Below are 14,671 nucleotides of genomic sequence, written 5' to 3' on the forward strand. Positions count from 1 at the left end.
AAACGACTTGCATCTATCCCAGCAATCTTACCATGCGGGCGGCAAAGTTTCCCCTTGGCCAACATCTGCGTTTACCGATTCGGTTGTCGAAACTGTCCCGGTGGCATGCCTTCCAGCTTGCGAAAGAACACGCACATGTATTCGTCGTGCTCGAATCCGGTCCGCCTTGCAATTTCGGACAACGAGAGATCTGTTTCAGTCAACAACTCTTTGATCCGTTCCAGCTTTAGTCGGGTCAGCTCTTCATGTGGTGACCGACCAAGGATCTTCTTGAATCGGCTTTCCAGAACTCGTCGCGACAGCGGCACGTGTCGCACGACATCCGCCACGTTGATTCCTTCCAGCGCATGTTCGCGAATGAATCGCAACGCGGTGGCGACGTCCGGATCGTCGATGGCCAAAATGTCGGTCGACTGCCGAGTTTGAATGCCCTGCGGAGCGACGAGGACCGGCGCAGAATCAATTTGTTCACCGTTCATCATGCGGTCCAACAAAGCTGCTGCCTCGAACCCTGTCCTTTGCGTATTGCAAATGATGCTCGACAACGGTGGATCGGAAAGTTCACACAGAAGCTGGTCGTTGTCGACTCCCAGCACCGCGATTTGTTCAGGTACGGCGATGTCCAGTTCCCGGCAGACTTCAAGCAGCTTTTGAGCTTGAATGTCGTAACAGGCAAAGATCCCGATCGGGCGAGGCAGGTCTTTCAGCCATTTTGCAAGGCCTCGTTTCTCACGGTTCCAAGAGTACTTCGGGTCATTGCGCGACAACGAATCGTAAACATTGGCAGCGACTCCGGCCGACTCCACAAGCAATCGGAATTTGTCTCGCCTCCAGTTCGACCAGTTGAAACCCGGATCGCCGCAGTAGGCCAGATTCCGAAAGCCTCGGTCGAGGAGATGCTGGACACCGAGTTCGGCGATGGCCTCGTCGTCGGTTTCCACCCACGGAATATCCGGCAGGTGTCGAGCAGCACTCACATCGACGACCGGCAACTTGGTTCTTCGCAACGACGCGGCGATCTCGTCGGTTTCGATTCTCGCGATGATTCCGTCACCGCTCCACCGTCCAAGCCATTGAGGTGGCCTGCCGCCACGTTCCTGTTCGGGCAAAAAGATGGACCATCGTTCATGATGGCGAACGTACTCCGTAATTCCGTCCAACACGCCACGAGAGTACGAATTCGAGGTTTCAATCAGTAGGGCAACGCTTCGTCGCGGCATCGAAAAAATACTCAGTAGTTGCGTTTGACGCAGTAGGAGTTGAGCCGCTTTGCTTCCTGAAAGCCGCAATTTGTCGGTGAAATATCTCAATTATTGTGCGCGATATGTCATGGCGGAACAACTGTTGGATGCGACAATAAGCACAATCGGAGTGGTCTCCGCGCCCAGTTCACGCGGTCGGTATGGGCCGTTTACTCGAAATTGTTTCCCAGCGTGTCGTGACTGCACACGTGAATGAAAGGAAGAATCCTGTGAGTCGTACTGTCAATGCCGCCATGATTGGATTGGGATTCGGTGCTGAGTTTATTCCCATCTACAAGGCACACCCAAACGCAGATGTCACCGCGATTTGCCGTCGCAACGAAGCTGAACTGAACAAGTCCGGCGACCAATTCGGCATCGAGAAGCGATACACCGATTACGATCAAGTGCTTGCTGACCCGGACATCGACTTCGTCCATATCAACAGTCCGATTCCCGATCACGCGTGGATGTCGCTGAAGGCGCTCGACGCAGGCAAGCACGTGATGTGTACGGTCCCCATGGCAACGACGATCGACGACTGTCGCCAGATCGTCGAGAAAGTCAAAGAAACTGGTCTGAAGTACATGATGGCAGAGACCGTCGTCTATAGCCGCGAATACCTGTTCATCAAAGACCTGTACGACAAAGGTGAACTGGGAAAAATCCAGCATCTGGCAGCGTCACATCCACAGGACATGGACGGTTGGCCGAGCTACTGGGAAGAAATGATCCCGATGCATTATGCGACGCACGTCGTCAGTCCTTGTCTGGGACTAGTTGATGGATTGGCTGAGTATGTTAGTTGTTTCGGTTCCGGCAAAGTTCGAGACGATATCGCCAAGAAGTCCGGAAACACGTTTGCACTGCAGTCGGCTCACATCAAGGTCAAAGACTCCGATGTTACTGCTCACATCTGGCGTTGTCTGTACGATGTTGCTCGTCAGTATCGCGAAAGTTTTGATGTATACGGCACCAAGAAGAGTTTCGAGTGGACGCTGGTCGAAAACGAACCTCACGTGATTCACACGGCGAAGAAGCCGGAACCAGAGATTCCGGAGAAGATCGAAGTTCCGGACTTCGCACATCTGTTGCCGGAAGAGATTCAACGATTCACGCTTCCTGCGGAAATTCACGACGCCGAGCACCTGTCGTTCCTACAGGGAGGTGGTCACGGCGGCTCGCATCCACACTTGGTTCATGAATTCGTTTCGGCTCTGCTAGAAGATCGTGATCCGAAGCCAAATGCGGTCACCAGTGCAAACTGGACATGCGTCGGAATCTGCGCCCATGAATCCGCGACCAAAGGCGGCGAGATCGTTCGTCTGCCGGAGTTCACCCTTGGCTGATGTTTTGACCTAAATCGCCAGCGACGACTTATTCAATCCAACTCCGTGAGAATTGCAATGAACCCCACCCGACCGCTCAGCTCAAGGCTCCGGCTCACCAGCCTGTTCCTGTTGTGTCTTTCAGTATTGGCTTCTTCAACGCAGGCCGCTGACTTGAACCTGATGTTCATCGGCGACAATGGGCCCCATCAGCCGGCACGGCGGTTTCAAGAACTTGCACCAGTGCTTGCCGATCGTGGAATCGAAATGAAGTACACCGACCGGATGGAGGACGTTAATCCTGAAACGCTTGCTCAGTTCGACGGAGTTGTGTTGTACGCCAATATCGATCGCATCGACGAAGCACCGGCCAAAGCGTTGCTTGACTACGTTGCCAGCGGCAAGGGGTTCATTCCATTGCACTGTGCGACGTTTTGCTGGCGAAACAACAAAGACATGGTTGCTTTGATGGGTGGGCAGTTTCAGCGCCACGGTGGGCAGGTGTTTACAACGCAGATCGCTGCGGCAGATCATCCAATCATGAAAGGCTATGGCAGCTTTACCAGTTGGGATGAAACGTACATTCATCATCTGCACAATGAGAAGAATCGGACAGTGTTGGAATACCGAGTCGAAGGTGAGCAGGCGAGCGGCAACGAACGTGAACCATGGACCTGGATTCGTACGCATGGCGAAGGTCGCGTGTTCTACACCGCATGGGGACATGATCAGCGTACCTTCAACCAGCCCGGCTTCCACAACCTCGTCGAACGTGGCATTCGCTGGGCTTGCGGCGACGATCCCGGGAAAGTGCCAACTTTCCAGGAGAGGCAACGTTTTGTTGCTCCGAAGATGACACCGCTTCGCACCGACGTGGCCGAGTTTGAATTTACCGATGTCGGCCCGAAGATTCCCAACTACACACCCAGTCGGCAGTGGGGAACCCAGGGCGCACCGAAAACGTTGATGCAAAATCCATTGTCGCCTGAAGAATCGATAAAGCATTTCGTCACTCCCGAAGGCATGACAGTTCAGCGATATGCGGACGAACGCGATTTCAAATCGAAGCCAATTGCGATGAACTGGGACGAACGCGGCCGGTTGTGGATTTGCGAGACAGTGGACTATCCGAATGAGCTTGGCAAGGACCGCGACCGCATCCGCATTTGCGAAGACACCGATGGCGACCATGTTGCCGACAAATTCACCGTCTTTGCGGAAGGGTTGAGTATTCCGACAGCCATTGTGATCGTTCGCGGTGGTGCAGTGGTCCAAAACGCGACCGAGACGCTCTACCTGAAAGACACCGATGGCGACGACGTGGCTGATCAGAGGACGACTCTGATTACCGGGTGGTCGTCCGGTGACACGCATGGTGGAGTCAGTAATTTTCGCTACGGGCTGGACAACTGGATTTGGGGCATGCAGGGCTACAACAACAGTGCGCCCGAGTTCGACGGCAAGCAGACTCAGCGGTTTCGACAGGGTTTCTTTCGCTTCAAGCTGTCGCAAAGCGATCCGCCGAAGGTCACCGATCTGGAGTTCGTTCGTTCCAGCAACAACAACACATGGGGACTGGGAATCAGTGAAGAAGGCCTGATTTTCGGCTCAACGGCGAACGGCAACCCAAGCATGTTCGTCCCGATTCCGAATCGCTACTACGAAAGTGTGCGTGGATGGTCGCCTTCGACGCTGGGGAGTATCGCTGACTCCGCAAGATTTGAGCCAATCACTGAAAACGTTCGTCAGGTGGATCACCATGGCAGATATACGGCAGGTGCTGGACACGCATTGTACACGGCTCGAACGTTCCCCGAACAATGGTGGAACAGAACGGCATTTGTGTGCGGCCCAACGGGGCACCTTGTGGGAACTTTCGTGCTGAGTCGCGATGGGGCAAATTACAAGTCGACCAGTCCCTTGAATTTGCTGGCCAGTGATGACGAGTGGAGTGCTCCGGTGGTGGCCGAAGTTGGCCCGGACGGAGCTGTTTGGGTCATCGACTGGTACAACTACATCGTCCAGCACAATCCAACGCCCAATGGGTTCAAGACGGGCAAGGGGGCGGCGTACGAAAGCGATCTTCGCGACAAAAAACACGGTCGTATCTATCGCGTGGTTCCGACTGAAAGTGGAGCAGCAAAGCTTCACGACTTCACAAGTCTGGCAAACGCGTCGAACGACGAACTTTTGAAGCAGCTGAAGCATCCGTCATTTATGTGGCGACGGCAGGCACAGCGGCTGCTGATTGAACGCCGCGTGGACGATGTCCTTCAGGGGCTGCTGGCGCTACTCGCCGATGAATCGGTCGATGAAATCGGACTTAACGCCGGTGCGATCCACGCGTTGCATACGCTGGACGGATTGGGATACGTCAAGCTGGATCCCCAATTCAAATCGGCCGGTGTCGTCACAAGCGGCCTCCAAAAGGCGCTCGCGCATGCATCCGCCGGAGTACGCCGCAGTGCGATTGCCGTGTTGCCACACGACGAAGCCGGACTGGCGTTGCTGCTACAGAATCGCGAGTTGTTCCGAGACAGCGATGCTCAGGTAAAGTTGCAGGCAATTCTAGCATTGGCCGACATGCCGGCTTCGACGGTGGCTGGTGCATTTGTCGGTGAGCTGGCTTCCGCTGAGACGGACCAAGTTCTGATTGATGCTTTGACATCGGCGGCCGCCGCGCATGCCGTTTCTTACCTCCAACAGATCACGTCACAACAGGGCAAGCCTTCGGACGCAGTGCTTCGAATCACTCGACGAGTCACTGAACACCTTGCTCGAGCGAAACCGGACGCAGACAGTCTGCAGCGGATCGTCGCGAATCTGGCCGGTGCTGATCCCGCGCTATCAACGCCAATTCTCGACGGACTGACAGGGGGCTTACCTGCGGACTACGAGAAAAAGTCGAGTGAATCCCTTGATGCTGCGTTTGTCAAAACGTTTGAGAACGGCGACAGCACTCTCAAAGGAAAACTACTGCGGCTTGCATCGCGGACGGGAACCACGGCTCTCGATCAGTACGCCGATGAGATCGTTAAGTCGTTGGTGAAGACCATCAAAGATTCGGATGCGACTGCGGACAAGCGTGGTGCGGCTGCCCGAGACCTTGTGGGTTTCCGATCAACGGACAAGAACGCCGTCGCGACCATCATCAACCAGTTGACTCCACAGACGCCACCGAACGCCGTCGAACAAATGCTTGAGGCCGTGCCGCTGAGCGAATCCGATGATGCAGGTGAAGTGATCATCAAAGCTCTGCCTTCAATGACACCGAAGACGAAATCAACGGCGCTCAGTGTCGTGTTGGGCAAGCCGGTCTGGGCCAGGTCGTTACTTGCCGCAGTCGAAGCCAAAGAGTTCGATCTGAACGAACTTTCGTTGGAGCAAAAACAATCGTTGCGATCGTTTCCAGATCGATCCCTGCGAGCTCGGGCTGAAAAACTGTTAGCGATGGGCGGCGGATTGCCCGACGCCGATCGCGACAAGGTGTTGCAGTCACTGATGCACGTGACAGAAAAGACGGGAAACGTCGATGCGGGCCGTGAAGTCTTCAAAAAGATCTGCGCGGCTTGTCATCAGCATGGTGAGATGGGGAAGAAGATCGGCCCGAATCTGACCGGCATGGGAGTTCATCCGAAACACGAACTGCTCACTCACATCATCGATCCGTCACGCAGCGTCGAAGGAAACTTTCGGCTGTACAGCGTGCTGACGCTCGATGGAAAAGTCATCAACGGAATGCTGGCGGGAGAAACCAGGACGTCGATCACCATCGTTGATTCGCAGGCGAAGGAAATCAGCGTCGCTCGCGAGGACATCGAAGAGCTGATCGCTTCCCGAAAGTCGGTGATGCCGGAAGGTGTTGAAAAGCAGATTACCGAACAGGGACTGACGGACCTGCTGGAATTTTTGACTGCGGGCGGCCAATACATCCCGCTGCCGCTGGACAAAGTTGCCACGGCAATCAGCACGAAGGGCTTGTTTCATGATGGAGACAATAGCCCGGACCGCATGGTGTTCCCTGACTGGGGACCGAAGCTCTTCAAGGGCGTTCCGTTCGCACTGACCAATCCGCAAGGTAAGTCCAAGCCGAACATCATTCTGTTGCACGGACCAAACGGTTCGCTGCCTCCACAGATGCCCAAGTCGGTTTCAATGCCGTGTGGCACGTCGGCGGCGGCGATTCATTTGCTCAGCGGCGTTGGCGGCTGGAACCATCCGTACAACAGCGAAAAGACCGTTTCGATGATCGTTCGCCTGACGTACGACGATGGAACAACGGAAGATCATGAATTGCGGAATGCGGTTCACTTCGCCGATTATATTCGCCAGGTCGATGTGCCAATGAGTGAATTTGCATTCCGACTTGGTCGGCAGCAGCTTCGATATCTGAGCGTCAAGCCGAAGCGTGCGGACAAGATCCAGACCATCGAGTTCGTCAAAGGCGAGGACAGTAGTGCTCCGATCGTGATGGCGGTCACCGTCGAAAGACTCTCCGCCGGAGCGAAACCTGTTGCACGAAATATGCAGGATGCTGCCGGGGCGAATGAAGCTCGCAACAAGCAGCCACAGCGACGCCGCAGGCGTGGCGGATTTGGCGGGCCAATTGAACTCGGGCCAGATGACGTCGCCGTCTATGACGCTCCACCGGAAGGATTCAAAACCAGGCGTGACGACATTCCGCGTGGTAAACTGGAGATGATCGAGTACGAATCGAAGACCGTTGGCAGAACGCGGAAAATGAATGTCTACACTCCGCCTGGTTATTCATCGGACACGAAATATCCCGTTCTCTACCTGCTGCACGGAATCGGCGGCGATGAGTCCGAATGGCAGCGCTTCGCCAATCCGGCTGTCCTGTTTGACAATCTTTTTGCGGACAGGAAAGCCGTCCCGATGATTGTCGTGATGCCCAACGGTCGAGCACAAAAGAACGATCGGGCAGAAGGCAACGTCATGGCAAGTGCGCCAGCCTTTGCGGTCTTCGAGAAAGATTTGCTTAACGACGTGATTCCGGCGATCGAAGCAAAGTACTCAGTCGATCGCAGCCGCGAAAAACGTGCCATTGCCGGACTCTCAATGGGCGGCGGTCAGTCCTTCAACTTCGGCCTCGGTAATCTCGACAAATTCGCGTGGGTCGGACCATTTTCTGCGGCACCGAATACGAAGCCAGCTGAAGAGCTGATTCCCGACGTTGCCGTTGCGAAAGCGAAACTCAAGCTGCTGTGGATTTCCTGCGGCAACAAAGATGGACTCATCCGGATCAGTCAGAACGTGCAACGATTCCTGAAGAAGAACGAGATCGATCATGTCTGGCACGTCGACGGACACGGCCACGATCCTCAGCACTGGAGCAGCAGCCTGTACTGGTTCGCGCAAAGCGTGTTCCAGGACAATCCCGCCAGGAATGCAGCGACCTACAATTCTGTGATTGGCAAATGGATCGGCACGGTGGAAACTCAAATTGGCGATCAAGATTACGTCTTCACCATTGAAAGCAAGGACGGGAAAGTTGGCGGCTCGGCAGTGATGATCCTCGACGGCGAAAAGCACACCAGCAAACTGTCCAACGTGAAGCTCGCAGATGGCAAAGTTTCGTTCGACGAAATCCTGAACTTCCGGGGCAACGATCTGTCAATCAGCTACTCAGGCACACTGAGCGACGGTGAAATGAAGCTGACTCGCAAAGTGGGCGAATTCGCAACGGAAGAGTTCACAGCCAAACGAGCCAGGTAATCATTCTCGTCAACCGTCAAAGAGGAAGACCCATGTTGTTACGCGCAAACGTACTCATCTGCAGCGTGCTGCTGATCGATTCGATCAGTTCGGCACAGGACTCTGTTCCGGTCGATGACTGGAAACCGGCCGTCACTAATCAGAACGGCAAACAGTTCCCTCAGGTTAACTCTGAAGGCCGTGTTAGATTTCGCATCCACGCTCCTGAGGCGACCGCCGTTTCATGTACGTTCCGAGAAAGCAGCGAATTTGTCAAAGACGATAAAGGTTTTTGGACGGGCTACACTCGCAAGCTGGATGAAGGCTTTCACTACTACGAATTGATCATCGACGGCGCGAAAGTTCCCGACCCAAACAGCAAGTACTTCTTCGGTGCAATGCGTTGGGGCAGCGGGGTGGAAGTTCCTGCGAAGGACAAAGACTTTTACGCTGTCAGGAAAGTCCCGCATGGCCAAATGCGTGAAGTCCTTTTCTATTCCGAGAGCACCCAAACGGATCGCCGTGCCTTCGTTTACACTCCACCGGGATACGATAGCGATCAGAAAAAGCGTTACCCGGTTCTCTATCTGCAACATGGATGGGGCGAGAACGAGTACGGCTGGAGCGTTCAGGGCCACGCCGGTCTGATCATGGACAACTTGCTCGCCGAAGGTAAGGCCAAGCCGTTCATCATCGTGATGACCTATGGAATGACCAACGAAGTGCGTTTTGGAGGACTTCGAAACTTCGACATCAAACATTTCGAAACGGTACTGGTCAAAGAACTGATTCGCTATGTCGATTCGAACTTCCGTACGCTGACGGATCAGCCCAACCGAGCCATGGCTGGTCTTTCCATGGGCGGCATGGAAACCAAGATGATTACGCTGCGGAACCTCGACAAGTTCTCACACATCGGTCTGTTCAGCGGTGGATCAATCTCCATGGACGACGTGAACAATACCGAGGGATTCAAGGAACACGTCAAGCTCGTCTTCGTGAGTTACGGCAGCAAGGAAGTCGGCGGCGGACGGCGACCACGACGCGGCGGCGATCCCGAAGCGAATTCAAAGGCGCTGAAGGAAGCCGGTATCAACAGCCACTACTACGTTTCACCGGACACGGCTCACGAATGGCAAAGCTGGCGCCGCAGTTTGCATGAGATCGCGCCACTGCTATTTGCATCTGAAGATAGTGCTGAGTGATCCAGACGCCATCCATCCAGGAAGTTTCTCATGAGAAATACCGGAACGCTGTCCATCTTCGGCCTGATAGGACTGTTGACGTTCGTAATGCCAGCGTCTGCTCAGGAGTTTGACGGCAAGTGGCATGCACTGTTTGACACGCCTGCCGGACTTCAGATCTACCATTTCGATTTCCAGAACAATAGCGGCAAGGTGACAGCCAGGGCGGCCGTGGAGACTGCTGACCGAAAGCGTGATGTCGCGTTCAAGGAAGCAAAACTGGACGGCGACACGCTAACTTTTGTGGAGCTGCGAAAATTCGGCGAGCGTGAGCTTCGCATCGAATACACCGGCACGCTGAGCGACAAAGGGATCACGCTCGTACGCAAAATCGGCGACTTCGGAAGTCAGGAATCGGTCGCGACCCGGAAAGTTCCCAAGCACGAACCTGCTTCGACTGCTCCGGTGGTCGAAGTTCAAATCGAACGCATTATCAAGGATGCCTTCAAGGATTCTTTCCGCATCGGGACTGCAGGCGATTTTCCGGCGCGGTACTCGAGTCACGAACTCAAGGTCGCAGCCGAGCATTTCAACGCCGTGACACCCGAGAACTGCATGAAGCCTGAACGGATTCATCCGGAAGAAGGCAAGTGGCGATTTGAGCAGTCCGACGCGTTGGTCCAATGGGCGACGAACAACAAGATGAGTGTTCACGGACATACGCTCGTGTGGCACGCTCAGACACGTGACTGGTTCTTTCGCGATGGAGAACGCGAAGTTGTGACGAAGCGAATGAAGGCTCACATCGACACGTTGGTTGGCCGCTACAAAGGGAAAATCCAAAGCTGGGATGTTGTCAACGAAGCAATCAACGATGGCGGCAATCAGGAAACGGGCCAAACGGAGAACTTGCGGAATTCCAAATGGGTGCAAACGCTCGGGCCAGAGTTTCTGACGTTCGCGTTCAAGTTCGCTGCACGAAGCAGACCCCAACGCCGTTCTTTATTACAACGACTACAACATCGAATCTGGTCAGAAGCACGACAGTTCGATGGTCCTGCTGAAACGCCTGCTCAAAGACGGAGCGCCGGTTCACGCGGTTGGAATTCAGGGTCACTGGCGGACCGGAAGCGTCCCTTACGACGACATCGACAAGGCGATTTCGGATTACGCTTCGTTGGGGCTGAAGGTCAGCATCACAGAGCTTGACGTCACGATTAGTGGAGCTTCTGGCGGACAATTCGGCCGCGGCTTTGGGCGAAGACGTTTTGGCAACAGGAAACCTCCTTCGGTCGAAGACCTAAACGCTCAAGCCAAAGCGTATAAGAAGCTCTTCGCGATCTTCAACAAGCACAAAGACGTGATCGAACGAGTCACTTTCTGGGGCCTCAACGACCGCCGCACATGGCGCTTCGGACAACACCCCCTGATTTTCGACGCCAACAACAATCCCAAACCCGCCTACGGTGCGATTGTTAATGAACCATCGCGCGACTGATTGCAATCACACCACGCCCCTCAGTGCCTCCATGAACTGAGCGAGCCCACAACATGGGGCGTGCTGTTTTCAGCAAGTTGGGCGCAGGCGCATAAGCTTGAATTGCACGTCACCAAGGTTTCACCATGACAAAACTTGCAATCTCGTTTGTCTCATTCGTGCTGCTGTCTTTCGCAGCTGTATCCGCTCAGGATGTCCCGCTGGTCTACGACTTGGAAAACACCGGAGAGAAGTTTCCTCAACCGGTGCTGTCGGCTTTCGAGCAATTGCCGGTCGTGCGACCTCTGCCTGATCCGTTTGCGTGGCCGGACGGCAGCGGGCGTTCCACAAAGTTCGCAGACTGGGCTCGTCGTCGCTCAGAGATCAAAGCTGAGATTGAAAGATACGGGGTTGGGGAAAAACCACCGCGTCCGAAAGACATCGCCGCGACCCTCAAAGACGGAACACTCACCGTCAAGGCGACTGAAAATGGCGAGACCCTGACGCTTACCGCGCGAGTGAGTATGCCGAAGGGCGACGGTCCATTCCCCGCTGTTATCGGAATCGGCTTTGGTGGCGGAACCGGAAGTTTGCCGGCCGACATCTTCACCAGTCGCGACGTCGCGACGATCTCGTTCGACTTCAAACAGGTGATGGCTCACCAGCAGAAGCGCGGCAACGAACCGATCAACCGGCTCTATCCGGAACTCACACACATCGGAGCCTACGCGGCCTGGCCGTGGGGGATCAGCCGTATCATCGACGGTCTGGAACTGGTCGAAAAAGACCTGCCGATCGACCGCAAACGACTGGCCGTCACAGGCTGTTCGTTCGCCGGAAAAATGGCTCTGTTTGCCGGGGCCTTCGATGAGCGGATCACCCTGACCATTGCCCAGGAATCGGGCGGCGGAGGTGCCGCGGCGTGGCGAGTTTCTGAAACGCTTGGCAACGTGGAAACGCTCGGCAAGACCAGTCGAGCGTGGTTTCGGGAAGACATGTTTGAATTCTCTGCCGCCGTCGACAAGCTGCCGTACGACCATCACGAACTGATGGCGATGGTTGCTCCGCGAGCTCTGCTAGTTCTCGGGAACCCGGAATACGAATGGCTGGCGGATGAATCGGGATACGTTTCCTGCCGAGCCGCTCATGAAGTCTGGAAGACGTTCGGCATCGGCGATCGCTTTGGTTTCTCGATCGTTGCCGGACATCCGCATTGCCAGCTTCCTGCCAGCCAGCGACCGGAAGTCGAAGCGTTCGTCGACAAATTTCTGCTGGGCAAGTCGGACGTGAAGACAGACGTCACCAAACACCCGTTCGATTTGGTCGAACACGAATTCTGGTACGACGGTTGGACGAAAGGCAAGTCGACGTTCCCAACGTTGGACGGCGAGAACATCGAGACCTTCACTTTCGAGGCCGAAGCGATGAAGTCCGGTTCCGACTGGGAAATCAAATCCGCCGAAGACGCTTCCGCCGGAAAGTACATTACGGTCAAGCCCAGTATTGAAAGCCCGCCAGCCGTTCCCGCAGGCGACAACGCAGCCGTCACAATTCCATTCACAACTACCAAAGACGCGAAGTACTACATCCACGCTCGCGTGAACTGCCCCTCGGCGGACGACGATTCATTCTGGATCCAGATCGACGACGAAGGTTTCGTCATGGCCAACGGCCTCGGAACCCAAGGATGGCAATGGGTCAAGCTGGCCACCTTCAAACCAACACCCGGCAAGCACACGCTGACCATCAAGTACCGCGAAAACGGAGCCTTCCTCGATCGCATCGGAATCACAACCTACCCGTTCGGAGCAGACGCCCTCGACGCGGCCAAAGCTGAACCAAGCTTGAAGAATGCCGTCGACAAGCGGTTCAAGATCGGTGTCGGCGTCGGACATCGGGTTGTTCAGAACGATGAAGACGCCGCACTGATTCGCAGGCACTTTGAAATTCTGACTCCCGAAAACTGCATGAAGCCGGAGGGCATTCATCCGCAGGAAAATGAATGGAAGTTTGAGCCGAGTGATGCGTTCGCCGACTTCGCCCGAGAACACAACATGGAATTGGTCGGCCATTGCCTTGTTTGGGCCAAGGATGACCGAACCGACGAGTGGATGATGAATGAGGGTGAAAATCCGGTGTCGCGAGAGAAGCTGTTGCAGCGAATTCAAACGCACGTCAAGACCGTCGTCAGTCGTTACGCCGACGTGGCCACTCACTGGGATGTCGTCAACGAAGCGATTGGCGATAGCAACGATGATCTGCTGCGCGATTCGGTGTACTCGCAAACGACCGGGATGGACTTCATCGTCACCGCGTTCAAGACGGCCCGCGCACACGATCCCGACGCTCTGCTGATTTACAACGACTACAACGGACACAAACCCGGCAAGCGAAAGAAGCTGATTGAACTGCTGACGAAATTGAAAGCCGCCGGAGCCCCCATCGACGCGTACGGCATGCAGGGGCATTTTGAACTGGGCGACAACTCGCTGCCGGAACTCCGCGCGACCTTCGATGAACTTCGCAAACTCGGCATTCAGGTCGTGGTTTCCGAACTCGACATCGATGTGGTCAAACGAGGACGCTGGTGGGCGGACGGAAACAAGTATCGCGACGAACTGAAAACGTTTGATCCGTACAAAGATGGAATGCCACCGGAAATCGAACAGCAGATGGTCAAACAGTACGTCGAATTGTTCAAGCTGTTTCACGAGTACCGCGACATCATCGCGCGAGTCTCATTCTGGAACCTGCACGATGGCCATAGTTGGCTGAATTATTTCCCGTGGGAGCGAGTCAATCATCCGCTGCTGTTTGATCGCCAACGAAAGCCCAAAGCGGCGTTCGATGCGGTTTACGAAATGCTGAAGAAATCATCCGACCAAAAGGCCGCCGTACGTCACACGCCGCTTCAACGCACCGATGCGAACTCCAAAAAGGTCCACAAGCAGCTTGTTGCGAAAACGAAGCTTGGCCAAATCGACGTCTACTTCCAGGGCGATTCGATCACTCGCCGCTGGGGCGCGACGGACTATCCAGAACTGTTGGCTCACTGGAAAAAGTCATTTCATGGCTGGAACGCGGCCAACTTCGCCTGGGGCGGCGACAACACGCATCACATACTGTGGCGAATGCAAAACGGCGAACTCGAAGGCGTTTCGCCGAAAGTCGTTTGTCTGCAAGCCGGAGCCAACAACCTTCCCTGGATCGGCGCGGCCAAACAGTCTCACGTGACCGACGTTGTTGAAGGCATCGAAGTCATCATCGCCGAATTTCGTTCTCGATTTCCCGATGTGCCAGTGGTGCTAACCGCCATGTTTCCACGAGACCAGAACGCCGCGTTGGCTCCAACAATTGACGCGATCAACAAGAAGCTGAAAGTGATCAGCCAGGCCGACAAACGAATCCACTGGATCAACATCAACGACGACCCGGCTGGTGCCAGCGGCAAGTTACTGCCAGACGTGTCGTCGGACGGTATTCACTTGGAAAAGGCCGGCTACGAAGTCTGGGCACAAGCGTTGCGACCAATCCTGACAAAACTCCTCGGCGAACCAGCTGAGGTTGATCGTGCTCCACCAGCAACAGGCAATCCCGGTCTATGATGCGAGAGGGTGACTCTCAATGTATCCACCGCGCAGCCGTGGTGGTTCGCGTGCGTTCCAATGGCAAAACGGACTCGACCGGCTAACTCTTGTATGCGGAAGTGCTCCGGTCGCCTCCACC

The 14,671-nt window shown here is 55.1% G+C and carries 6 protein-coding genes and 1 pseudogene; 6 read left to right on the plus strand and 1 reads right to left on the minus strand.

Annotated features, from left to right (window positions below):
* Positions 1-71: 71 nt before the first annotated feature.
* Positions 72-1,220: a XylR family transcriptional regulator gene (locus tag Fuma_RS15045; RefSeq protein WP_077024843.1), complete on the minus strand. Its 1,149-nt coding sequence runs from the start codon at positions 1,218-1,220 to the stop codon at positions 72-74.
* 275 nt (positions 1,221-1,495) lie between these two features.
* Here Fuma_RS15045 and Fuma_RS15050 point away from each other — a divergent pair, with 275 nt between their 5' ends.
* The 6 genes and pseudogenes from Fuma_RS15050 to Fuma_RS15085 all read left to right on the plus strand — a co-directional run bounded on the left by Fuma_RS15050 (position 1,496) and on the right by Fuma_RS15085 (position 14,550).
* Positions 1,496-2,590: a Gfo/Idh/MocA family protein gene (locus tag Fuma_RS15050; RefSeq protein ID WP_077024844.1), complete on the plus strand. Its 1,095-nt coding sequence runs from the start codon at positions 1,496-1,498 to the stop codon at positions 2,588-2,590.
* 57 nt (positions 2,591-2,647) lie between these two features.
* Positions 2,648-8,305, plus strand: coding sequence for a PVC-type heme-binding CxxCH protein (locus Fuma_RS34215; RefSeq protein ID WP_218922450.1), 5,658 nt, complete (start codon positions 2,648-2,650; stop codon positions 8,303-8,305).
* Positions 8,306-8,337: 32 nt separating this feature from the next.
* The gene (locus tag Fuma_RS15075; protein ID WP_077024845.1) at positions 8,338-9,489 is read left to right on the plus strand and encodes an alpha/beta hydrolase-fold protein; all 1,152 of its coding nucleotides are present in this window, start codon (positions 8,338-8,340) and stop codon (positions 9,487-9,489) included.
* 87 nt (positions 9,490-9,576) lie between these two features.
* Positions 9,577-10,383: pseudogene (locus Fuma_RS36360) on the plus strand (endo-1,4-beta-xylanase); the annotation flags it as partial.
* A gap of 106 nt (positions 10,384-10,489) precedes the next feature.
* Positions 10,490-10,966 (plus strand): endo-1,4-beta-xylanase, encoded by a 477-nt coding sequence (locus Fuma_RS36365; protein WP_250638026.1) that lies wholly within the window; start codon positions 10,490-10,492, stop codon positions 10,964-10,966.
* Positions 10,967-11,091: 125 nt separating this feature from the next.
* Positions 11,092-14,550 carry an endo-1,4-beta-xylanase gene (locus Fuma_RS15085; RefSeq protein WP_077024846.1) on the plus strand — a complete coding sequence of 1,153 codons (3,459 nt, stop codon included), beginning with the start codon at positions 11,092-11,094 and terminating at the stop codon, positions 14,548-14,550.
* The last annotated feature ends 121 nt before the right edge of the window (positions 14,551-14,671 follow it).

This window comes from Fuerstiella marisgermanici (genome assembly GCF_001983935.1).
GTDB lineage: Bacteria > Planctomycetota > Planctomycetia > Planctomycetales > Planctomycetaceae > Fuerstiella > Fuerstiella marisgermanici.